At 43.6% G+C, this 23,259-nt stretch carries 16 protein-coding genes; 5 read left to right on the top strand and 11 right to left on the bottom strand.

Annotated features, from left to right (window positions below; genetic code table 11):
• The first annotated feature begins 1 nt into the window (after window position 1).
• The gene (gene bshC / locus GVN16_RS11420; RefSeq protein ID WP_166564033.1) at window positions 2-1,552 is read left to right on the top strand and encodes a bacillithiol biosynthesis cysteine-adding enzyme BshC; all 1,551 of its coding nucleotides are present in this window, start codon (window positions 2-4) and stop codon (window positions 1,550-1,552) included.
• Here bshC and GVN16_RS11415 read toward each other — a convergent pair.
• Together GVN16_RS11415 and ahcY are read right to left on the bottom strand one after the other, a co-directional pair.
• A complete protein-coding gene (locus GVN16_RS11415) occupies window positions 1,549-2,118 on the bottom strand; it encodes a GNAT family N-acetyltransferase (protein ID WP_205748842.1) in 570 nt (189 codons plus the stop codon). The genes bshC and GVN16_RS11415 overlap by 4 nt on opposite strands.
• Window positions 2,119-2,211: 93 nt before the next feature.
• Window positions 2,212-3,525 (bottom strand): adenosylhomocysteinase, encoded by a 1,314-nt coding sequence (gene ahcY, locus GVN16_RS11410; protein ID WP_166564032.1) that lies wholly within the window; start codon window positions 3,523-3,525, stop codon window positions 2,212-2,214.
• Between the two features lie 318 nt (window positions 3,526-3,843).
• Between ahcY and GVN16_RS11405 the strand changes: the two genes are divergently transcribed.
• Window positions 3,844-4,746: an NAD(P)/FAD-dependent oxidoreductase gene (locus tag GVN16_RS11405; RefSeq protein WP_166564031.1), complete on the top strand. Its 903-nt coding sequence runs from the start codon at window positions 3,844-3,846 to the stop codon at window positions 4,744-4,746.
• A gap of 45 nt (window positions 4,747-4,791) precedes the next feature.
• Here the strand turns inward: GVN16_RS11405 and GVN16_RS11400 are convergent, their stop codons facing one another.
• Entirely contained in the window at window positions 4,792-6,291 is a 1,500-nt protein-coding gene (locus GVN16_RS11400) for a M28 family peptidase (RefSeq protein WP_166564030.1), read from the bottom strand.
• A gap of 169 nt (window positions 6,292-6,460) precedes the next feature.
• On the opposite strand from GVN16_RS11400, the gene GVN16_RS11395 reads away from it, so the two are divergent.
• The gene (locus GVN16_RS11395; RefSeq protein WP_166564029.1) at window positions 6,461-7,282 is read left to right on the top strand and encodes a CPBP family intramembrane glutamic endopeptidase; all 822 of its coding nucleotides are present in this window, start codon (window positions 6,461-6,463) and stop codon (window positions 7,280-7,282) included.
• Window positions 7,283-7,337: 55 nt separating this feature from the next.
• On the opposite strand, the gene GVN16_RS11390 is transcribed toward GVN16_RS11395, so the two are convergent.
• Together GVN16_RS11390 and GVN16_RS11385 are read right to left on the bottom strand one after the other, a co-directional pair.
• Entirely contained in the window at window positions 7,338-10,301 is a 2,964-nt protein-coding gene (locus GVN16_RS11390; RefSeq protein ID WP_166564028.1) for a S9 family peptidase, read from the bottom strand.
• A gap of 360 nt (window positions 10,302-10,661) precedes the next feature.
• Entirely contained in the window at window positions 10,662-12,380 is a 1,719-nt protein-coding gene (locus tag GVN16_RS11385; RefSeq protein ID WP_166564027.1) for a M3 family oligoendopeptidase, read from the bottom strand.
• A 190-nt stretch (window positions 12,381-12,570) separates the two neighbouring features.
• Between GVN16_RS11385 and GVN16_RS11380 the strand changes: the two genes are divergently transcribed.
• Both GVN16_RS11380 and GVN16_RS11375 read left to right on the top strand, forming a co-directional pair.
• A complete protein-coding gene (locus tag GVN16_RS11380) occupies window positions 12,571-13,722 on the top strand; it encodes a 1-deoxy-D-xylulose-5-phosphate reductoisomerase (RefSeq protein WP_166564026.1) in 1,152 nt (383 codons plus the stop codon).
• 7 nt (window positions 13,723-13,729) lie between these two features.
• Window positions 13,730-14,467 (top strand): RluA family pseudouridine synthase, encoded by a 738-nt coding sequence (locus tag GVN16_RS11375; protein WP_166564025.1) that lies wholly within the window; start codon window positions 13,730-13,732, stop codon window positions 14,465-14,467.
• On the opposite strand, the gene GVN16_RS11370 is transcribed toward GVN16_RS11375, so the two are convergent.
• From GVN16_RS11370 to GVN16_RS11345, 6 genes are all read right to left on the bottom strand, one after another.
• Window positions 14,464-14,619 (bottom strand): hypothetical protein, encoded by a 156-nt coding sequence (locus tag GVN16_RS11370; RefSeq protein WP_166564024.1) that lies wholly within the window; start codon window positions 14,617-14,619, stop codon window positions 14,464-14,466. The two genes, GVN16_RS11375 and GVN16_RS11370, sit on opposite strands and share 4 nt — an antisense overlap.
• A gap of 172 nt (window positions 14,620-14,791) precedes the next feature.
• Entirely contained in the window at window positions 14,792-16,711 is a 1,920-nt protein-coding gene (gene nagB / locus GVN16_RS11365) for a glucosamine-6-phosphate deaminase (RefSeq protein WP_166564023.1), read from the bottom strand.
• 255 nt (window positions 16,712-16,966) lie between these two features.
• Window positions 16,967-17,785 carry an N-acetylmuramic acid 6-phosphate etherase gene (gene murQ, locus GVN16_RS11360; protein ID WP_166564022.1) on the bottom strand — a complete coding sequence of 273 codons (819 nt, stop codon included), beginning with the start codon at window positions 17,783-17,785 and terminating at the stop codon, window positions 16,967-16,969.
• 117 nt (window positions 17,786-17,902) lie between these two features.
• Complete coding sequence (locus GVN16_RS11355) at window positions 17,903-18,661, bottom strand: DeoR/GlpR family DNA-binding transcription regulator (RefSeq protein ID WP_166564021.1); 759 nt, start codon at window positions 18,659-18,661, stop codon at window positions 17,903-17,905.
• Between the two features lie 124 nt (window positions 18,662-18,785).
• Entirely contained in the window at window positions 18,786-20,060 is a 1,275-nt protein-coding gene (locus GVN16_RS11350) for a RagB/SusD family nutrient uptake outer membrane protein (protein ID WP_166564020.1), read from the bottom strand.
• A 22-nt stretch (window positions 20,061-20,082) separates the two neighbouring features.
• On the bottom strand, window positions 20,083-23,247 hold the full coding sequence (locus tag GVN16_RS11345) for a SusC/RagA family TonB-linked outer membrane protein (RefSeq protein ID WP_166564019.1): 3,165 nt from the start codon (window positions 23,245-23,247) through the stop codon (window positions 20,083-20,085).
• Window positions 23,248-23,259 lie beyond the last annotated feature (12 nt).

Below are 23,259 nucleotides of genomic sequence, written 5' to 3'. Positions count from 1 at the left end.
AGTGGAGTCGAATTGCCAAAAACTAGACCTTATCAATACGGGTGCTTTTCCAAAATTATTCCTGGATTATATATCAAAAAAAACAAGCTTAGAAGACTTTTACGGAAACTTCCCTGATCTGGATGGTTTTAAAAATCAGTTGAATTCTGCTTCTTTTTCTGTTGAAAAACGTACCGTTTTAGTCGATACACTTAAAAAACAATACAAGGATTTAACCAATATTCCTGATATTGACCTCCTCCTCGATCCGAGGACTTTCACCGTCACTACCGGGCATCAGTTGAATATTTTTACCGGCCCTCTTTATATCATTTATAAGATTGTCTGCATCATTAACCTGTCCAAGTCACTTAAAAAGGCATTTCCTGAGTATAACTTCGTGCCGGTTTACTGGATGGCCACCGAAGATCATGACTTTGAGGAAATCTCCTATTTTAACTTATTCGGACAGAAGCATGTCTGGGAAACCGAACAACGAGGTGCCGTAGGCAGGATGCATCCCGGCGAGCTCCGTTCAATACTGGACGTTCTCAGGGAAAAGCCGGCTATTTTTGAAAATGCTTATCTGAACAGCCATTGCCTGGCCGATGCCGTCCGCCATTATATGCATGAACTTTTCGGTGCCGAAGGATTAATTTCCATCGACGCCGATGACCGCAACCTCAAATCATTGTTTAAAGAGGTGATTAAAGATGACCTTTTTAAACATTCTGCCGTTAAAACCGTAACAGAGGTTTCAGGCAAACTGGATGGATTAGGCTATAAAACGCAGATTCATCCGAGAGAGATAAACTTTTTCTATCTTGATGAGGGTATCCGCGAAAGAATCGAACGCCAGGGAGACCAATGGAAAGTAGTTAACTCTCCCCTCGGATTTACTGAAGCGGAGATTTTAAATCTGATAGAAAACGAACCGGAGAAATTCAGCCCCAATGTAGTACTCAGGCCATTATTCCAGGAAACCATCCTTCCTAACCTGGCTTATATCGGGGGCCCTTCCGAAGTGCCTTACTGGCTGCAGCTTAAAGGAGTGTTTGACCATTATAAAACAAACTTCCCGATTTTAATGCCGAGAAACTTTGCCCTTATTGTCAATGCAGGATTGTATAAAAAAGCCGAAAAACTGGGTGTTGCCATTGATGAGCTGTTTGACGACGAAGTATCCCTCAGAAAAAGGTTTGTGGAAAGAAATTCAGAAAATTCCCTGAGTCTTGCTTTTGAAATCGATGAGATTTCCGAGGTATTCCGGAGAATCGCCCTCAAAGCTCAGGCCATTGACCAGACCCTGAAACCAGCTGTAGACGCAGAAAATGCCAAGTTCAGCAATGCCCTCGAAAATCTTGAAAAGAAACTGAAAAAAGCAGAAGAAAGACATTTTGAGACCTCCGTTACCCAGCTTTTAAATCTCCGCGAAAAGCTGTTTCCAGGTGGTGGCTTACAGGAACGAAAAGAGAACCTCCTCAATTTTTACCTGAATGACCCTCAGTTCCTGGAAAAACTTCTTAATGCCTTCGATCCGCTGGATTTCAGGTTTAATATTCTTTACGTTTAAGAAGGTATCTTTCTCCAGTCCCAGAGTACAATATTCCAGTCTTCGTCTGTGAAGCTGTCGTAAAAAGTATGGATGGCTTTAAAGCCTGTCTTTTGATGGGCTTTAAGTGATCGCGGGTTTTTGGATGAAATGTCGGTGATCAGATATTCATATTTATCATGAAGACTTTCCCTGAAATGACCATAAAGTCTCTCAACCAGCCCCTGTCCTCTCTGTTCAAAACCAACACAAAGCTGCCCGACAACCACATAGCTCTCCGGTGAAATCGGCTGACCTTCATACGTTAAGGCTTCAATGGCTCTAAAAAGGTCTCCCAAAAGCGGAATCTCATCTTTGAATGATGGCAGCATAACCAGGGAATAGCCCACTACTTCTCCATCTTCAAGAGCGATGACTGAGGGCTCTGCTTCGTTCATTTTAGCTAAGACATCCATACTGTGCTCAAGCGTCAGAAAGCCCTGTGTAGCGGCCGTTTCCGGGCTTAAATTCTTCCTGAGATTTTTCTGCTGCAGTTTAAGTATGCCCTGAAGGTCTTTTTGAGAAGACACTCTTGTGATTTCAATCATTTTCATGCGTTTTAATTATATCCATCAAAAAAACCACCCCTGAAAAACTCAGGGATGGTTGTATCTATAAAATCAAATCTAAAGAAAAATTTCTTAATAACGATACATCTCAGACTTAAACGGACCATCAACAGATACCCCGATATAATCAGCCTGTTCTTTCTCCAGTTTTTCAAGCTTCGCTCCTACGTGGCTCAGGTGGAAAGCCGCAACTTTCTCATCCAGGTGCTTAGGAAGTACATAAACACTTTTCTCGTATTGATCTGTGTTAGTCCATAGTTCGAGCTGAGCCAGTGTCTGGTTTGAGAATGAACATGACATCACGAATGACGGGTGACCCATGGCACAACCCAGGTTTACCAGACGTCCTTCTGCCAGGATGATCAGATCTTTACCTTCAATGGTGTACATATCTACCTGAGGTTTAACCACAGATTTGGTATGACCATAGTTTTTATTCAGCCAGGCCATATCGATTTCGTTGTCAAAGTGACCGATGTTACATACTATGGCTTTATCTCTCATTTTAAGGAAATGACGCTCCTTGATAATGTTCACGTTTCCGGTAGCTGTTACGAAAATATTTGCTCTCGTTGCTCCTTCGTCCATTGTAACTACTTCGAAACCGTCCATGGCAGCCTGAAGGGCACAAATCGGATCAATTTCAGAAACAAGCACACGACATCCGGCCCCACGCAAAGATTCAGCAGAACCTTTTCCTACATCACCATAACCGGCTACCATCGCTACTTTTCCGGCAAGCATTAAGTCGGTTGCTCTGCGAATAGCATCTACCAACGATTCTTTACAGCCGTATTTGTTATCAAATTTCGATTTTGTAACCGAGTCATTCACATTGATTGCCGGTAAAAGCAATGTTCCGTTTTTCTTTCTTTCATAAAGACGGTGAACACCGGTGGTTGTTTCTTCAGAAAGACCTTTGATGCCAGCTACCAGCTCAGGGTACACATCAAATACCATGTTGGTCAAATCACCACCATCGTCAAGGATCATATTCAATGGCTGCTGATCTTCTCCAAACCAAAGCGTTTGTTCGATACACCAGTCAAATTCCTCAGCGGTTTGTCCTTTCCAGGCATATACCTGGATACCTGCAGCAGCGATAGCAGCAGCAGCGTGATCCTGGGTAGAGAAGATGTTACATGACGACCAGGTAACTTCTGCACCCAGCTCAACCAATGTTTCAATCAGAACAGCGGTTTGAATGGTCATGTGCAGACATCCTGCCACTCTTGCACCCTTCAACGGCTTTGAAGGACCGTATTCTTTACGGATTTCCATCAAACCCGGCATTTCGGCCTCAGCCAGTTTAATTTCTTTACGACCCCACTCGGCCAGTGAGATGTCTTTTACCTTGTAAGGCAAATATGTTTTTGTTGCTGACATAAAAGTTATTTTATCTATAAAAATGTCTGTAATTATAGCATTTGTCTAATTCTGCAACAAAATTAATATATCCTCTCTACAAATTAAAACTTTTGTAGGATTATTATCTTATTTATAAGCAATTAGCTTTCTGATTTTCCGGAATATTCATTTCAGCGTATTATTTATTATTTGCAACAATGTTGCAAATAATAAATCCGCCTCTTATCTTTGCTCAGAAAAACAGTGTTCCTCAAAAGAAGATTATTCTTAAAGTATACCGGGTTAATCAATCTTTCCCCGCTTTTTTCAATGGATTACTTCAAAACAACAAATGGAATGAACAATACTTTTGATGTCATTATCGTCGGAGGCAGTTTCGCCGGACTCTCAGCTGCTATGGCTTTGGGCAGGTCTCACAGAAAAGTGCTGATCATAGACTCCGGCCTGCCTTGCAACCGGCAAACCCCGCATGCTCACAACCTGATTACACACGATGGGGAAAAACCCTCCTCCATTGCTGCTGAAGCAAAAAAACAGGTGTTAAACTATCCTTCCGTTTCTTTTGAATACGGAACAGCCACCCGGTTATCAGGTCAAAACAAGGCTTTTGAAATAGAAACCGGAAACGGGATGATTTACAAAACCCAAAAGGTCTTGTTCACAACCGGGGTTAAGGACCAGATGCCGGATATCACCGGGTTCGCTGAATGCTGGGGCGTTTCGGCTTTACATTGCCCTTATTGTCATGGGTATGAAGTCAGCCACCAGCCGCTTGGTATCCTGGCGAACGGAGACGTGGGGTATCACATGACCACGCTGATCAACAACTGGTCAAAAGACCTGAGCCTGTTTACGAACGGAGTTTCACAACTCAACGGTGAGCAAACCCAAAAACTACAATCAAAAGGGATCAGAATTGTTGAAAAGCCGGTTGCGGCGTTTGATCATGATAAGGGCCAAATCAAAAACCTTGTTTTTGAGGATAAAACCAGCCAGCTCCTCACAGCCGTATTTGCCCGTCTGCCGTTCACTCAACATTGTGACCTGCCTCAGAAAGCAGGTTGTGAAATCACAGCAGATGGATTTATCAAAACAGATGATTTCAAAAGAACAAGCATCCCGGGGATTTTTGCGGCCGGGGATAACACCAGCATGATGCGGTCACTCTCGGTGGCCATTGCAGCCGGAAGTGTTGCGGGAGCTATTATCAACGCAGAAATGATTGAAGAAGCATTTTAAAATAAAAAACCGACGCCGGTTATTGGCGTCGGTTTTTTTTGGGGTTTATTTACCATACAGCGTCTGATACGCTTTTTCATACTTGTCACCCGCTATCCAGGCCGGAGCTTTGGCTCTGTTGGCAATCAGGCGGGCGGCATAAGTATATGATTGGGCATATTTTAACAGGTAATTAAAATCCACAGATTCCGGGTTATCAGCCGACTGGTGGTAGTATTTATTGATCGCATCATCAAATGCCGTCATCCCGGGAGCATAGTTTGGAGAAGGGACTCCTTTTGCGGCAAAACTCACATTGTCCGACCTGTCAAATAAATTCTGCTCGGGAGCAGGGTCATCGGTAGCCGTTAATCCGAATGCCGTGGCTGCTGCAACGATCTCCGATTTGGCATCTGTTCTGCTCAGGCCTATTACCGTGATCTTTGTCATATCATTATATCCTGCACCGTCGCAATTCAGGTTAAAAACACAATTTTTCATTGGGATCAACGGGTGCTCAGAATAATATTTACTTCCCAGCATCCCAAGTTCTTCTCCCGTATAAGCAATGAAAAGAATTGATCTTTTTGGTTTTAATTTGGCAAATGATTCTGCGGCAGTAAGCACAGCTGTTACTCCGAAAGCATTGTCCCTGGCTCCGTTAAAAATAGTATCCCCGGAAGCTACGTTCCCGCGGGCTGCTCCATAACCGATATGGTCATAATGAGCAGAAAGCACAATGTATTCATTTTTAAGTACCGGATCTGAGCCTTCCAGCACACCTACTACATTGGATGAGTTAACTTCTTCGGTTTGTTTCTTGGGAATATTCAGGTCTATTTTACTGATCTTGTTTTTGGCGAGGATTTTTGCCGATGCCGAGCTGATCCAAAGATGGGTAGGCCCTCCGCTGGTCTCTCCGGCGGTTTTGAGTTTTATGCCCTTTCTTCCAAAATAATTGGATATGTTTCTCCACGGTACAGGCGAATTAAACACTTCGATGATCGCCAGGGCTCCTTTTTCCTTAGCAATCTTTTGTTTCGGACCAATGGTCGAAAACATCTGCTGAGGCGACTTGGTATCGGGCGTCCCGGCACTCGTCACAATTATTTTTCCTTTTACATCCACCCCTTTATAATCATCATATCCCTTTTCTGCGTCTATCCAGGCATACTCAAGATAAACAACTTCTGCAGACGAGTTGGTCAGACCATCTCCTGACATCAGGACAAAATCCTCTCCTATTTTTGCCACGCCTTCCTGAGTGGTAATCGTAGCTCCTGCAGGAGGGGTTACTGACTCAAGTTCAACTTTCTGAAAATAGTCCCCGGTATTTACCGGCTTAATACCCAAGCTTCTGAATTGTTCGGCTATATACCGTGCCGCCACTTTGTTCCCCTGGTCTCCGGTCCTCCTTCCAAGCAACTCATCTGATGCGAGAAAACGGATGTGGGTTTCGGTAAAACTTGGGGTCAGTAAATACTCCGGCGTTTTTTTTAGTTTCTGGGCATTTGAGCTTATCGCCATGGCTACAGCGACAGAAGTAATAGTTATTTTCTTTAACATAAATGGTTATTTAATGATAAAATGTAAAATCCAAAGATAAACAAATTTTGTTTTCCTTATGACCCTTTTAGTATTTCTCCGCTTAACCGTTTTTATCATCCCTTTGTCATATTGATTACAGGCTTTTCCGGATTTCTTAAGTAGGTTTGAGAAACTTTTCATTTATTCTATGTATAACTTTCTGAACAACTTCCCGAAAAGCAAAGGCATATATCTGGTCATCTTTATCCTGATGAATACCGCTGTTATCCTGGGCGTAAATCTTCTATTCCAGATTCCGTCATGGAAACCTTTCTTCGAAAACAAACTCTTTTTCATTTCTTTCGGTGCTTTCATTTATGCTTTATGGCTGATTTTCATTTTCGCCCTGTTAAAAAAAGCCGGGCTCACTTTTCAAAACCTGACCCTCACACCCCTTCATTTAAAACAGGCTTTAACAGGAGCCTCTTTGCTGTTTATCCTTCTGAATATTCTGTTTATCTTTTTTGCCCATAATATTGGTAAGGGCTTTTCCGTTTCCGGTAAGTTTAACAGTCTGTCCGCAACGACTCAGACCCTGGGGGTATTCGTCTTTAATATTCTTCCGGGTGCTTTTATCGAAGAGCTTTCCTTCCGGGCATTTTTGCTGCCGCAACTCTACCTGATTTTTAATGCCAAGCTCAAAAGTCCATCAATATCCATCATACTGGCTATCCTGGTCAGCACATTCATATTTGGGATCTCGCATATCCCCCGGGACCTGTTGCGGTTCGATTCCAACTTTATAAACTTCTGGAATAATTCCGGCTATTTGTTTACGAATAGTGTGGTCTATTCCGTTATTTTCCTGCTTACCAGGAATATTTGGTTCACGGTTTTCTGTCACGCCTTTTTCAACTTTTCCATCGTTGTCATTGCTTCAGAATCTTCTTCAGGATTTTTCTCGCTGGTTTTCGGTGTAGCTCTTGCATTGCTCTGGAGAAGAATGTTTCCCGTGAAACCGCTGCAATAAAAAAAAGGCCGCTGCATACAATGCAGCGGCCCCCTTCTGTAAAATTGCACCTTCTTTACTCCTGCCCCATCGCCCGGTTTTCCAGGTGATCATCCAGGTTCAGGCGGTCAACTCCTTTGTTGAGCCAATCCGGAGCCGGCTTTCCTTTCAGATGATAATCAAAAAACTCCATCATCCTTACCGCATAGTCCTTTCTGTTCGGCAACTTCGCCAGTCCATGGTTTTCTCCCTTATATTGAATCAGTACCACCGGCTTTTTAAGTCTTCTCAGGGCATTGTAATATTCAATCCCCTGGGTGAAATCCACTGCACCATCCGCATCATTGTGAAGCATCAAAAGAGGTGTATTCACTTTTTTCACATGGTATAGCGGCGAGTTCCTGTTATATGCTTCCCAGTTATCCCAAGGTGCTACCAGACGGCCCTGCGAGGCTTCAAAAATAGCTCCGTTGGTTGAGCCACTGTTTTTGTAAATCAGGTTATACATCGATATCATATCTGTCAAAGGGGCTCCCGCAGCAGCAGCTTTAAACATATTGGTCTGGGTAATCAGGAAACTGGTCTGGTATCCTCCCCAGCTGTGGCCGTGGATACCGATTTTTGCTTCATCAATTACACCCGTTTTGATCGCCGCTTTTACTCCCGGAATCACACACCAGACGGCCGACATTCCCGGGTCGTTCATCTTATACACAATATCCGGAATAAACACCGCATAGCCGTTTGAAGTATAAACGCTCGGATTCCATCCTGTTCCCGAATATCCCGGATTCGCAAAATTGTTGAGCGTTTGTGACAGCTTTTCATAATAGTAAATGATCGTAGGATATTTCTTCCCTGCTTCATATCCGGCAGGCAGGAATAACGCTCCCTGGAGTTTATCGCCTTTATCACTCTTATAATCGATCAGTTTTACCGATGGCGACCAGGCATATTTCTCCAGCAAAGGTGCATTCTGGGAGATCTTCTTCGGACTTTCAAGTGATGCAGATGTGGACAAGTAATATTCAGGAGCATTTTTGAATGTCTGAGAAGTATAAACAAATGCTTCTGCTTTTTTCGCCTTACTCAAACTACCGAAGGTCACATCGTCCCACAACAATTTTTTAGCCGCCTTATTTTCCAAAACCGCAAAGCCGCTTTTCTTGGTCCATTCTCCGTAAGTTTTAAAATACTGAGGCTTGCTCAGGTCAATGCCTTTTTCTTCCTCGTCAAACACATACCTGTTTTGGTAACGCACCTGGTCTTTCTTGCCGCTTCCGGTCAGATTAACCGGGGCTGAGGAAGCATCGGCAGACAGCTGCCACACATCCCAGCCGTCGCTGGCCAATACAAATTTGCTGTCAGAAGTCCATCCGTATATATTCAATGGCGGCTTCTTCACATTATGATCATCGTCAATGTTGATAAATGAAGTAGGTGCTTTGGCCGAAATATTGACCGATTGATTGCTTTTAAAATCATAAACCATCCAGTTTCCATCTACCCAATATAAAAATTTAGTGCCGTCTGTGGACGGATTCGGCGATGCCCAGAAATTAGGAAGGTATTGTTTTTCCAGTACTTTAGTCTTTGTTCCGGTTAACAGGTTTATGGCATAGAAATCTGCATATTGCTGACCATCCAGGTTTATGTCCAGTTCATAATTTGAAATGTCCTGACCAACGCCGTAAAGTTCTTTCGGAGCCACATTGACACTCCTGATGGTGCTGTCAGACAACTGGATAAATTTCTTGTCTGCCGGAATATAGGTCGCCAGGAAGCTGAAATTTTTGTCCTGTCTTTCCTGCACTTCCTGTCTTGACTGCAATCTTTTGTCCTGCCAGTGCCAGATCGTCATTTCCGGTTTGTCTTTATCGGCATCCGGTGTAACTGCCCCGGTTTTCCTGGTGGTATCTGCTTTAATTTTAGCCAGGGCCTTTGTCAGGTCTTCCAGGGTTTTGATGGTCGTATCCGCTTTGATTTTGGCCAGCTTATCCAGATCGCTTCCTCCGGCTTTTACAGTGTCTTTTTTAGCTTCCGGTTTCTTGGCATCTTTTTTCACCAATTCCGGTTTCGATATGCCGAAAAACACCTTGCTTAAATCTTCAGACCAATAAGGGGTTCTGTTTCCACTCACGGTCATTCCCTTTGGAAAATTCAGTGTGTCTTTCTTCGGTTCATAACTGACGATCTCAGGGTTTGATCCGATACTTTTGATGGCTAAAACACTGTTAAGGTCTTCTTTGTATTTTTCATCTTTGGTTCCTTTCAACAAAGCAAGCCCGTCTCCTTTTTCTGTCCAGTTAAGCGATTTGTAGCTCGCTTTATCACTGTCCAGAATGGTGATGATGCCCGTGTTCATATTCCTGACCTGGATTCCGTTTCCGGCTTTTTCTGTGGCATCGATACTTAAAGCCAACCACTCCCCGGTTTTGTTAAAGGCAAATTCAGCCACGTTTCCGATATTCTGAGTCTTGCTTCCCGCCAGGTCAAAAAGCAAAAGGTCGGTTCCTTTCGGCCCGTCCGACGGTCCGCCAGGTCTACCCCCGGCAGGAGCAGCTCCGGTCAGGTGCAGGGCCAGGACAGACGACTTGTCCTCATTAAAAGCAAAATTCTTTACCCTTTCGAATTCCGTTTTCTTTTTGTTCGTCAGGTTCACAAGAATCACCTTATCGGTCAACGGCTTTCCGGCAGGGTTTTTAGCTGCCGCTTTTTTGTCCTTGTCTTTCGGATAAACTTTAAAGGCTATCCATTTGGAGTCCTCCGAAAAACTGAAAGAAAAGAACGAACCGGATCCGACCGGATACTTCAATTGCGTGGTGTCGGCCGTTTTCCTGACAATAAGTTCGGCATCTCCTTCATTGGGAGTAATAACGTAGGCAAACCACGCTCCGTCAGCAGAAAGCTGGGTGCCTCCGAATGTCGGGATGGATTTCCAGGAAGCCACATCCTTCCACGTCAGCGGGGGCTTGGTTTTATCCTGGGCAAATGCAAATGATGAAATAAATAGGAGGTAGAAGATGAAGAGTTTTTTCATATTTTATTATAAGAGAAGTTTGGGATAAAAATAAGTGTTTTTCTGATATAATGTGCTGTTTCGAATACAAAACTCTTAAAAAGGGTCCCGTTTTGCCCTATTTCAAAACATAACGTAAAAGAATATTCTACGCTTACCAATATTCGCAGACAAAAAAGTCAGGTTGCGGTTTAATCTCCGCAACCTGACTTTTAAAAGTGATCTTCCGTTTTTACTTTATGGTATACGCAATCACACTGTTTTTATAAACTGCCGGTTTTCCACTTCGGCGTCAGTTTTTGTGAAAAAACAGAAATCCCGGATAACAAAAGGACAAATAAGAGGCCGCATTTTTTCATTGGTATCAATTTTTAAGATTACTTATTTATTTCTCAGGACATTTAATTCCTCTCCCACAAAGGCCATCAATTCAGAAATATTTTCCTTTGAAAAATCAAATTTTACGTCTGCTGCCTCGTATATCTCCCCTATCGTTGCAGTGTATCCGAGTCTCAAAGCATTCAGATATCCCTGAAGTCCTTTTTGGGGATCTTTCTTATAGTTTCTCCAGACTCCGATAGCTCCCAACTGTGCCATTCCATATTCTATATAATAAAACGGCAACTCAAAAATATGCAATTGCTTTTGCCAGGTATAAGTCCGGAATTTCTCCTGCCCGCCCCAGTTGGTAATACTGTCTGAGAATGCTTTAAAGATATTATCCCAGGCATCGTTTCTTTCTTCAACGGTGTGCAAAGGATGTTCATAAACCCAGTGTTGGAACTTATCCACAGTAGCGATCCATGGTAAAACGGTAAGAATATCTTCCAGATGCTCTATTTTGGCCCTTTTCAGATCGTCTTCATTTTTGAAAAACACATCCCAGTGTTCCATCGAGATCAGCTCCATACTCATAGAGGCCAGTTCGGCTACTTCTGATGTCGTATTCCGGAAGGCATTTACCGGCAAATCCCTGACTTCGAAAGAGTGTATGGCATGACCTCCTTCATGGACCATCGTTACCAGATCTCTCAAACTGTCTGTTGCGTTCATAAAAATAAACGGCACGCCAATTTCTTCCAGCGGATAATTATAACCTCCCGGAGCCTTTCCTTTTCTCGACTCCACATCAAAATGCTTCATGTTACGCATGATCCTGATGTAGCGGCTCAATTCAGGATCTATTTTATCAAAACAGATTTCGGTCTTGTCCAAAAGGTCTTCTCCGTTTTTGAAGGGTCTTAAAGCGGGTCTTTTGTCTGCATCTGCCTTGGCGTCCCAGGGCTTCAGGACTGCCGCTCCCAGTTTCTCTTTTTTTGCTGCAAACATCTCGTCTAGAAGCGGAACAACCGCCTGCTCTACAGCATCATGAAAATCAAAACAATCTGCCGGGGAATAGTCAAACCTTCCCATCGCTGCAAACATATAATCCCTGAAATTATCAAACCCGGCATTGGTGGCCACCTGGTTTCTCAGGGATCTCAATTCGTCAAATATTCCGTCAAGCTTATCCTTTTCACTGAATCTTCTTTCTGATATTTTCGTCCACGCCTCTTTTCTCAGGACCCTGTTGACCGACTGCAGATAGGTGCCGGCTTTAGGCATGGTGACTTCTTCCCCATTGATTTCCACAGTCATTCCACCGATGATGGCCTGATATTCTGTCTGTTTCAGCTGTATCTGGGTTTCAAGAGGAATGTTTTCCTCTCTGAAAATCTCAACCGCCTTCCTCATTCCCCTGATCATGATGGCATAGCCAGGATCCGTCAATTCGTCAAGATAAGGGCAATCAAGTGCCTTTTTATTCAGCTGATCACCATAGGTGGCTGTATGAGGCTGTATCTCCTCCACAAAAAACTGATATTCTTTTTGATATGATTCGTCAGATGTATCGCAGGTCATGTGAATATACCTCCACGCCATGTTTTCAGAAAGATACGATTCCAGCTCACTTTTGTCGAGAAACCATTTTTCAAGAGCTTCTTTATCTGCTAATTCACGGTTTACGAGGTTTTCATAAAAAGGCCTGACCTCTTCCCATGAAAGCAATTCAAAGTTTTCAGGCAAAAAAATCCGCTTCTTTCTTTCCAGTATCTCCATATTTAAATCTCTTTTTTATTTTTCACAAAAATAGGAAGATTTAGATATTAACCGCTATGAACAGACAGACGAGTTATTCTATAGAAAAGGTTCAATGACAATAGTTTAGTTAAATAGGGCATTTTTTTGCACCTTTGCATTCTTTTTGAAAGAACGAAGAGCTCGCTCTTTATTTTTACTTCCCGATTTAATGAAACGAAACATTGCAATTCTTGGGTCAACCGGCTCCATCGGTACGCAGGCACTTGAAGTCATTGAGGCCCATCCCGACTTGTTTGGAGTAGAAGTTTTAACTGCTCAGAACAACGCCGGATTGTTAATTGAACAAGCCGCCAGGTTCAAACCAAATGCGGTTGTCATCACCAACGAGTCGCTTTACGACCAGGTATTTTCAGCCCTTGATCCTTTAGATATAAAAGTATATTGTGGTGAAAAATCGCTCGCTTCTGTTGTGGAAAACGAGAATATCCACATGGTGTTAACAGCCTTAGTAGGCTATGTGGGATTAATTCCGACCATTCACGCCATTAAAGCTAAAAAGCACATCGCCCTCGCCAACAAGGAAACGCTTGTTGTAGCCGGAGAATTGATTACCCGCCTGGCCGAAGAAAACCAGGTAAATATTCTTCCTGTAGATTCCGAACACTCCGCGATTTTCCAATGCCTGGTAGGTGAGTTTCACAACCCGATAGAGAAAATCATACTCACCGCTTCCGGCGGCCCGTTCAGAGGTAAAGACACCGATTTTCTGAAATCCGTCAAAAAAGAGCAAGCCCTGAAGCACCCCAACTGGGAAATGGGAGCCAAAATTACAATTGACTCGGCTTCATTAATGAACAAAGGCCTTGAAGTCATTGAGGCAAAATGGTTATTCGGACTCACCCCTGATCAGATAGAAGTCATTGTCCATCCTCAAAGTATCGTCCATTCGCTGGTGCAATTTGAAGACGGCAGCCTCAAAGCCCAAATGGGACTTCCGGATATGAAACTGCCGATACAGTATGCCCTGGGCTTCCCTGATCGTCTGAAATCAGACTTCCCGCGTTTCGATTTCATCCATTATCCTTCTCTGACCTTTGAAAAACCGGACATCGCTACTTTCAGAAATCTCGGCTTTGCGTTTGAAGCCCTGAAAGCCGGAGGAAACATGGCTTGTGTTGTAAATGCCGCCAATGAAATTGCTGTGGATGCCTTTCTGAAAGACAAAGTCGGGTTTCTGACCATGTCTGAGGTGATTGAAAAGTGCATGAACAAAATTAATTTTGTCCAAAACCCCACATTAGAAGACTATATTGAAACTGATCGTCAAACCCGTGCGTTTGCACTAGAACAAATAATTTAATATTGCCATGGCAACAAGAAACCGAAAACCATTTCATGTTATATATGAAGATAACCACCTGATCATCGTCAATAAGGCATCAGGGGTGCTGGTACATGAAGACATCACCCGGGATAAAACCCTGGAGGATTATGTCAAAGAATACATCAAAGAAAAATATGACAAGCCCGGTGACGTTTATCTGGGCACTGTACACCGCCTCGACAGGCCTGTAAGCGGCATTGTTATTTTTGCGAAGACTTCCAAGGCTTTGACCAGGATGAACGAGCTTTTCAGGAAAAGAGATATTCAAAAAACCTACTGGGCCATTACAGACCGCAAGCCTGAGAAAAAATCAGGAAAACTAACCCACTGGCTGGTTAAAAACAATGATAGAAATACGGTTAAGGCCTATGACGAGGAGGTTCCGGATTCTCAGAAAGCAGAATTACACTACAGATATATCGGTACGCTGAACAAGCATCATCTGATCGAAGTTGATCCGATTACAGGAAGACCACATCAGATAAGGGTACAACTGGCCTCAATGGGCTGTCCGATCAGGGGAGATGTAAAATATGGTTATTCAAAAGCCAATATTGACGGCTCTATCAATCTTCATGCAAGACGTGTCTACTTTATTCATCCTGTGAAGAAAGAACCGGTTCTATGTAAGGCAGCGGTTCCTGAAAATCCTTTTTGGGAAGAATTTTTAGAATTGGATAAAGAAGAAATAAAAGTTGAGAACCTGGGTTTCTTACATTAAGAAATAATTTCCTGGTTCTCAAAAATGTCTGATGCAGCCTGATCAAACGTTTTTTTGATTCCCTCAAAAGCTCCGGTAACAATACCAAGAGGCAAAAGCAAAGGCATGAATATCAGCCATTGCACTGTCATAAACACATTTATTTTTTTCATATTGGTTAGAGTCAACACATCAAATATAAAAATTGCAAGTATATGTTGCAACATCAATGTGTTATTGTCTTGCTAAAATTATAAAAAAAACACTTATTGTACAATGTCAGTTCGAAAGGGAATCAAAAAACTTTCACTAAGTCTATAGTTCAGGCTGAATTACTCCCGTTCTTTAAAATTTCCAGCGGACAAAAGCCTCCATCGCTTCATATTCTGCAAGACCCAGCTTGTTGTAAAGCTCTGCAGTGCCCTGGTTTCTCTCCTCAGCTCTCTGCCAGAACTCCCTTGAATCCGAACCCTGGAATACCACGCCGTCTTTCTGAGACTGGTGTTTGAATATCCCGAATCTTTTCTGAAGCACCTGATCAGGACTCATCGGAACAGCCATCTCAATTTCATGGATACCCCACTCAGCCCATGCTCCTCTGTACAGCCACAACCAGCAGTCGCTCATGTAGTCTTTATGTTTTACACGCTCAACGGCAGCAAAAATAGCATCGAGGCAAACCTTGTGCGTTCCGTGCGGATCCGCCAGGTCACCTGCAGCATAAATCTGATGAGGTTTAATTTCTTCTATCAGGTCTACAATGATCTGCACGTCTCTTTCGCCTATCGGAGCCTTCTGCACTGTTCCGGTTTCATAAAAAGGCATGTTAAGGAAGTGTGCATTTTCTACAGGAATACCTACAAAACGACACGTCGCCTTGGCCTCTCCCCTTCTGATAATGCCTTTAACATATCTTACATCTTCAGAATCCAGTTCGCTGTCTTTCTTGTTCTGAAGAAATTTTTTAGCGTTTTCAAAGATCACCTCCGCCTGCGGACTGCTGATCCCGAATTGCTGGTTATAGTCAACCACAAAGTCAATGAATCTCAGGGCCTCGTCATCTGCCACAGCGATGTTTCCGGATGTTTGGTAAGCCACATGTACCTCATGACCCTGATCTACCAGCCTCTGGAAAGTTCCACCCATTGAGATGATATCATCGTCCGGGTGCGGGCTGAAGATAATACATCTTTTTTTATCCGGCTGGGCACGCTCTGGTCTGTTTGAATCATCTGCATTAGGTTTCCCTCCAGGCCAGCCTGTGATCGTGTGCTGCAGCTGATTAAATACATCTATGTTGATTTCATAAGCCTGTCCGTGTCTGGCCAGCAAATCGCTTAATCCATTGTCGTTGTAATCTTTATTTGTAAGCTTCAAAATCGGCTTCTGAAGACTTAATGACAGGCTCGTCACGGCTTTTTTAACCATCGGCCCGCTCCAGTCCACATCTTCAACCAGCCAAGGTGTTTTCACCCTCTTAAGTTCTGTTGCGGCAGCATTATCCACGATGAACAAGGCATTCGGATGGGTCTGTAAATAAGATGACGGGTTATGTTCTGTTACAGAACCTTCAACGGCTTCAGCAATAACACCCGCTTTTCTCTCTCCCCAAGCCAGCAAAACAACTCTTTTAGCACTCAAAATTTTAGAAACCCCCATCGTAATGGCCTTTTTAGGCACTTTTGGAAGTTCTCCGCCGAAATCCATGGTGGCTGCAGCCCTCGTAGAGTGATCCAGCATCATTAACCTGGTTTTCGAGTTGATTAAAGAACCCGGCTCATTGAAACCGATGTGACCGTTCCCTCCTATTCCCAGCAGTTGAAAATCCAGACCACCAAGGTTATCTATCTTTCTTTCATATTCTTTACAAAAATCAGCAACCAATTCCTGCGGAAGGGTTCCGTCCGGAATAAAGTAGTTTTCCTTAGGGATATCCACATGGTCAAAAAGTTGCTCTTTCATAAATCTCCAGTAGCTCTGAACAGCGTCAGGCTCCATAGGATAATATTCATCAAGATTAAAACTGATCACGTTTTTGAAGCTCAGGCCCTCTTCCCGGTGCATTCTGATCAATTCTGCATAAACGGTCTTAGGTGATGATCCGGTTGCCAAACCCAAAACACAGTTTTGGCCGGCTTTTGCTTTTGATCGAATCAATGCTGCGATTTCAACCGCTACAGACTTTGATGCTTGTTTCGGATCCTGATAGATTCTGGTAGGTATCTTTTCGTAAGCGATGGGTTCTTTGACCTGAAGGTTCTCCATGATAAAATTTTAATTCTTAAATATTTTACAAATCTATTCAATTAATTTATTAAGTCGGGCGATATTTTAATTTTTTTTAATAATGTGTTCCTGAAATACCCTGCCTGTTCCGGCAAAAGTTCTTTTTCTGAATACCTATTTTAGATTTGGATATAAATATACATCCTGATTTACAATTTAATACTATTTGTCAAAATAGTCCTAATATATTTCAGAGGCGAGGGCCGTCTTTGTGGCCTTTCTGTTCAAAAATGTTTATACGTTCAGGCTCTCCTGATAAGCTGTGACGGCTTGTCTGACACTTCCTGATTTCTCAAGCCATTTAGCGGCTGTTTCATAATCCAGCGGTGTTTCCTGCATGACCATTTTGATGGCCCTGTCTACCAGCTTGGAGTTAGACAGTTTCATATCTACCATCTTATTTCCTTTAACCCGCCCTAATTGTATCATCACTGAGGTAGACACAATGTTCAGCACCATTTTCTGGGCCGTTCCCGACTTCATCCTGGTGCTGCCGGTCACAAACTCAGGGCCAACCACCACCTCAACGGGAAAATCAGCCTCCCTGCTTAAAGGAGAGTTTTTATTATTGGTAATACATCCCGTTAAAACGCCATGCTTACGTGCTTCTTTGAGCCCTCCGATTACGTAAGGGGTGGTTCCGGAAGCGGCGATGCCGATCAGGAAGTCATTTTCATCAATATGAAACTTGCCCAGGTCTTTCCAGGCTTGCTGGTCATCATCTTCCGCATTTTCAACAGCTGTTCTGATGGCGGTGTCTCCGCCCGCAATGATCCCGATAACCAGATCATTCGGAACACCATAGGTAGGTGGGCACTCAGAAGCATCCAGAATCCCGAGCCGGCCGCTTGTTCCGGCCCCGATATAAAAAAGTCTGCCTCCGTTTTTGATTTTAGGAACTATGTTTTCGATCAGGCGGATAATGGAATCCTGCTCTTTCTGCACGGCAAATGCCACCGTCTGATCTTCTTTATTGATATTTTGAACCAGCTCACTGACCGACATAAGTTCCAGGTGGTCATAACTCGAGTGAGATTCAGTCATTGTTGTCATTGCAGTAAATGTTTTCTTGTTGAATGATTGGTAATGTTGTTATTTCTCCAAAGAAATATGATATGTGTCTTAAAGGCTATTTTGTGTTTTTTGAATGATGCCGATACGGCATCATTTTCAGATTATTTTTATTCCTGAGCTCTGATATGCTTTCAAAAGCGGGTGATCCTGTGAAAGTTCTGTAACCAGGTAATCTATCTCGTTGATAGGACAGACCCTTAACTTCATGGTAGTATTCAGTTTTTCAGATATTGCCAGAATAACCACCTTTTTTGAGGCTTTAAAAATCGCCTTCTTGATTTCTACGGTTTCCCATTCAAGGTCGGTTATCCCCTCATTAAAATCTATGGCATTAGTTCCAAGCACACACAGGTCTGCTTTAATTTCAGCCAGCTTTAAAAAGGCGTCTCCTCCTATCACGGTCTGGCTGTAATTTGAGATTCTTCCCCCCAGGATAATCGTTTCTATATTCGGTTTTTCGAGCAGTTCGATACTGGTCATCGGATTGGCCGTTACAAAGGTCGCTTTCAGGTTTTCCGGGATCATCTTGATAAACTCCCGGACGGTTGTACCTCCGCCAACCAGCACCAGCATGCCGTCTTTGAGCAATGAAATGGCTTTTTTAGCGATTATTCTTTTGTCTTCATAGGCGTAGCTCGATTTTGAAGAAGAAGGTATGTATTGATTTGCCCGGGCCATGGCCCCTCCCCTGATCTTGCTGATCAGGTTTTTTTCGGAAAGCTCGTTCAGGTCACGCCTGATGGTATCTTCCGACACATTCAAAAGCTGTGCTAATTCGTCGAACGTCACTCTGGAGTGAATATTGATATGCTTCAGAATGATGTTTTTCCGCTCTTTTTTTAACAGATTTGCCATTTTAGCCGTTCAGGTTGAACATGTCTGATATATAATCCGGATAATAAAAACTATAAAGATTTCCCGTTATTTCTTTCGAAAAATACGAATAATTTCTATTACCCGGATTTATTAGTCCCTTTTTTTACAAAGTTGGATCAGCAGGGGTGCTGGTGTTATTATTCCTTTCCGACAATGGGTAAGGATAATGGTTTCTGGTTCTTTCCGTTGCTGGTCTTGACAATCTGCGACTGTCTTCCAGGCGTAACCCAGACAAGAATAATTCGATACAACGTTGACGGAAAATCTCAGTCAGGACAGCGGTTGCCGTCACTTCTCCGCTATACTCGGCAAGACCGGCATTTACACCCCAGGCATCATTCTTTTTGGTTCTGACTTTGTTCAGTTCAGTAACCGCCTCTGCCAATACCCCGGTTCTGGCTTTGCATTCTGCCTTAATCAGAAGCATTTCACCAGGCAGATATACAGGCACCGCTGCATTATTTGCCGTAAAGAAACTGGCTCTCGATGCATTTGCTCCTGCAGTGGTGTTATAATAAAACGCCTTTCTGCCATCTGTCGCCTCAGAAGCCAGGGTTGCAGGCAGTCCGAAATCCGGCGTCGCTTCTGTTACGTTCCTGTTGCTGAAACTGGTTTCAAACATCGGGTTTCTGCTGATGTCGTCAAAGGTAAACCCGGCTTTCACGGTCAGGTCTACAGAATTTGCTGCAGCATAAGCCGCATCATAATTGCCAAGCATTAGGTTATATCTGGCCAAAAGGGCCTGGATACCATTCTTCACACTGGCTAACGGCATCACCACACTTCCAGTAAATGCTGCAGAAGGGGCCTGGTCATTAAGGCTTTTTGCAGCAATCGTCAGGGAATTAACCGCGTCTTTAAGCACATCTTCTTTCTTAACAAATGCGGCATTCGTTCCTACAGCAATAGGCGTTTGCTCAAAAAACTGGGCAACAGTTCCCAAAGACAGAGCCCTGTAGAAATGAGCATAAGCCAGAATTCCCGATTTTACAGCCGGATCCTGTGCACTTGCGATATTTTTAATCACAATGTCCGCGTTCGCTTTTACCAGGTGTGCCTGGTTCCACAGGTTGCTTACTACAGAATTATTACCCTGTACGGCCGTTGTTCCTGTTTGCAGGTTAGCCTCGTCTGTGTTTCCTACGTTAAGGTTAACCAGTTCTTTGGTTGTAAGGCCGTTTGCTGTGATATAAGAATACATCACGCCGGCTCTCGATATCGTAAACTTCTGCTGAAGCCCGTTGACCATCGCAATCAGACCTGTCTGGTCCTTAACTACCTGTTCTTCACTGGCTGTGCTTGGGTTAAGATAATCTTTGTTACAAGATGAAACCACCAGCATAAGGGCAGCACTGATATAAATTATTTGTTTTTTCATGATTCTTAAATTCTAATGTTGATTAAAATGATACGTTTAACTGTGCCTGATAGGTTCTTGGAATCGGAACGTTTCCAAAATCAACACCTCTGAACAAATCACTATTTCCACCAGCATTGGTTTCCGGATCATATCCTCTGTATTTATCCCACGAAACCAGGTTGCGGCCGATCAAAGACAAGCTCCATGATTTGATGCCTTTGAATTGCGGCAACTGATAAGTAAGGGCTACTTCTCTCAACTTTACAAATGAACCATTGTCAATTCTCCATTCTTCGATCAGGTAATTAGAGAAAATATATCCTCTTTTTACCTCCCCTTTCAATTCCGCTTCAGCTATTTCACCAACGCCAACTCCCTGGCGGGTCCTGAAATCCGCATTGAAAACGTCTACGCCCTGCACTGCATCAAGCAGGAATCTGAAACCGAATTTTTTGTAATCCAATGAACTTGAGATTGATCCTGTCCATTTTGGGTTCGGATTACCGATAACACCATTGACAAACCCGCCGGTTGGCTGGCCTTTATCATCTCTCTGCGGCTCATAATAACCTACTTTCTGTATCCCCTGCTCTCTCTGCGGGAATCCCTGGGCATTCAGAATCAGCTGTCCGTTGGCATCTTTGGCATAAGGAATACCATAGAAAAGTGACGCCTGTTGTCCTTCGATAAGGAAAACGGGAGCTCCTGCTACGTTGTTGATCGCCAGCAAAGCTGTTCCAAGTTTCTCAATTTTGTTCCTGTTCCTGTTAAAGATCACGGAAACATTCCAGTTCAGGTCTTTTGTCTTCACCGGGTTCAGGTTGAGTCCGATTTCAATCCCTTTGTTAGACATTTCTCCAGTGTTGTTGACAATACTGGTTCCTCCGGCCGTAGCCGCCAAAACTGCGTTAACAACCAGGTCTTTGATATGTTGCTGATACGTCGTAAAGGTCAATCCGATTCTGTCTTTCAGGAACGAGGCGTCAAGACCAAATTCTGTTTCTGTCATACGCTCCGGACGTACACGGTTGTTGGCAAGCTGGCTGCTTGGTACAATCGTATTTTTACCCAGGTAAGAGATCGGGTTATACTGCCAGAAACGGTCGTATGACCCGATACCGGTAAGGTTACCAGCCTGTCCGTAAGAGGCACGAAGCTTAAGTGAGCTGAATGCATCACTGAGTTTGCTGTTTTTCCAGGCACTCAGGTCTGACGGGATAAAGCTTCCCGATATTTTAGGGTAGACCTGGTTGGTTTCAGAGGCGGAAAACTTAGAGCTTCTGTCTCTTCTGATTGCTCCCGTTAAGAACGCAATGTTTTTATAGCCGATCGTTGCCTGGGCAAACTGTCCGCTCAGATTGTATCTGTCCAGACCATAACCCGCGGTAATCGTAGATCCGCCGTTAAGTGTTTCGATAAAAGGTGCCAGGCTCTCTCCGCTACCTCTCAAAAGGTCTGAGGTGCTGTACTGATAGCTGGTTCCCGCAAGCAGGTTCAGTTTCAGGTCATCTGTAAGTTGGTTTTCATAAGATATGTTCAGATCTGTATTCAAAAACATGGCTGTATTTGTGATCGAAGACGCAAATCCAAGAGGATAACGCTCCAATGGCAAACCTGCTTCGGCCTGATATGGATAAGGCGGAATATAGTTGGTTCCTGTTTGTGAATAGGCATCAACCCCCACAATCCAGTCTACCGCGAATCCTTTAAATGGAGTCAGGTTCAATTGCAAGTCATTGATGGTCCTGTTAACTTGTTGATTAAATTTCATGGCCTCTACCGTTGTCAAAGGGTTGACACGGGTAGGCTCTACCGCTTTCAGGTTTCCGGCAGCATCTCTTTGGGTGATATCCCAGATGTTGTTGGTGATGTTGATCGAGTTGATCGGGCTGTAAAATACGTTACCGTTTGCTTTCTCATTCGCAAAGCTGTTGGTATAACTCAATCCGGCCGAAAGTTTCGCCCAATTGTTCAGTCTCTGATCTATTCTGGCTCTCAGTCCATATCTTGAGAAATCGGTGCCTTTAACAATTCCTTCGTTTTTAGAGTAATTCAAAGAGACAAAATACTGCGTTTTCTCCGTTCCACCGCTGATAGACAGTCCATTGTCTGTGCCATAACCTGTTCTGAAGATTTGATCCTGGTAATCATAACGCGTTACATCCACCAGGTTGGAGGCAAGGATCGTGTTAGCTTCACCATTTCTGTTGATTCCTACGGTAGTCACGCCCGGATTTGCTGCAATTTGTGCTGCTGAAATCGCTCCGATGGTATGGAGTCTCAATCCCGCAAAACCAAATTGTTTACCATATTTGGTAATATAAAGCTTCTTACGAAGCTCGTTGGTGTTAAAACTCGTTGTAAAATTGACCCTTGGTGCTCCCGTCTTACCTTTTTTAGTCGTAATGATCACCACACCATTGGCTGCTCTTGAACCGTATTGTGCCGCTGCCGCTGCACCATTGATGATGTTCAGGCTTTCGATATCGTTAGGGTTGATATCCGCTAACCTGTTACTCCCTATTTTGGCCGCCGTACCTACCTGGTTTGAAACCGCTGTCTGGGCAATGTTCGAGGTGTTGTTACTTACAATCACACCGTCAATCACATACAAAGGATCTGAACTTCCCTGTATTGATTTCACCCCACGCAAACGGATCGTGATCCCGCCTGACGGGTCTCCCGAGTTCTGGGTAATCTGTGCCCCGGGCACTTTTCCCTGAAGGGCAGAAACCAGGTTATTTGTACCCGATTTTTGCAGATCTTCTGATTTAACAGAGCTGATGGCATTACCCAGCTGACGTCTTGTTTCTTTTACCGTAGAGCCAACCACCAACACCTCATCCAGGTTGGTAGCATCATCTTTAAGGGTAAAATCCACAGTTATGGATGACTGATTTCCCAAAACAAGGGTCTGGGAAGCTGATGCATAACCAATGGAAGAAACCTGTAGTTTGTATGTGCCTGGTTTAAGGGTTGTACTCAATTGATAAACCCCATCCATGTTGGTAGATGTTCCGGCTGTAGTTCCCTGAATCTGCACAGTTACACCCGGAACACCGCCGGTAGCATCACTCACTTTCCCACTGATGTTATACACCTGCTGTGCCATAACATCTACCCCTCCAAAAACGCAAATCGCTGTCAGAACAGCCAGGAAACGCCATTTTAAAGGGATAATTAATTTGTCTAGAATTTTGGTCATAATTCGTAAAAG

It is taken from the genome of Emticicia sp. CRIBPO (genome assembly GCF_009905725.1).
Taxonomy (GTDB): Bacteria; Bacteroidota; Bacteroidia; order Cytophagales; family Spirosomataceae; genus Leadbetterella.
This window is presented reverse-complemented; position numbering and strand designations above follow the sequence as displayed.

Excerpts from the sequence above, each read along its gene's own strand:
- GVN16_RS11390 (WP_166564028.1), bottom strand. The coding sequence starts at position 10,301 with ATGAAAAAACTCTTCATCTTCTACCTCCTATTTATTTCATCATTTGCA.
- ahcY (WP_166564032.1), bottom strand. The coding sequence starts at position 3,525 with ATGTCAGCAACAAAAACATATTTGCCTTACAAGGTAAAAGACATCTCA.
- GVN16_RS11370 (WP_166564024.1), bottom strand. The coding sequence starts at position 14,619 with ATGAAAAAAATAAATGTGTTTATGACAGTGCAATGGCTGATATTCATG.
- GVN16_RS11375 (WP_166564025.1), top strand. The coding sequence starts at position 13,730 with ATGGCAACAAGAAACCGAAAACCATTTCATGTTATATATGAAGATAAC.
- GVN16_RS11345 (WP_166564019.1), bottom strand. The coding sequence starts at position 23,247 with ATGACCAAAATTCTAGACAAATTAATTATCCCTTTAAAATGGCGTTTC.
- GVN16_RS11415 (WP_205748842.1), bottom strand. The coding sequence starts at position 2,118 with ATGATTGAAATCACAAGAGTGTCTTCTCAAAAAGACCTTCAGGGCATA.
- GVN16_RS11400 (WP_166564030.1), bottom strand. The coding sequence starts at position 6,291 with ATGTTAAAGAAAATAACTATTACTTCTGTCGCTGTAGCCATGGCGATA.
- GVN16_RS11385 (WP_166564027.1), bottom strand. The coding sequence starts at position 12,380 with ATGGAGATACTGGAAAGAAAGAAGCGGATTTTTTTGCCTGAAAACTTT.
- GVN16_RS11395 (WP_166564029.1), top strand. The coding sequence starts at position 6,461 with ATGTATAACTTTCTGAACAACTTCCCGAAAAGCAAAGGCATATATCTG.
- nagB (WP_166564023.1), bottom strand. The coding sequence starts at position 16,711 with ATGGAGAACCTTCAGGTCAAAGAACCCATCGCTTACGAAAAGATACCT.
- GVN16_RS11380 (WP_166564026.1), top strand. The coding sequence starts at position 12,571 with ATGAAACGAAACATTGCAATTCTTGGGTCAACCGGCTCCATCGGTACG.
- GVN16_RS11405 (WP_166564031.1), top strand. The coding sequence starts at position 3,844 with ATGAACAATACTTTTGATGTCATTATCGTCGGAGGCAGTTTCGCCGGA.
- GVN16_RS11355 (WP_166564021.1), bottom strand. The coding sequence starts at position 18,661 with ATGGCAAATCTGTTAAAAAAAGAGCGGAAAAACATCATTCTGAAGCAT.
- murQ (WP_166564022.1), bottom strand. The coding sequence starts at position 17,785 with ATGACAACAATGACTGAATCTCACTCGAGTTATGACCACCTGGAACTT.
- GVN16_RS11350 (WP_166564020.1), bottom strand. The coding sequence starts at position 20,060 with ATGAAAAAACAAATAATTTATATCAGTGCTGCCCTTATGCTGGTGGTT.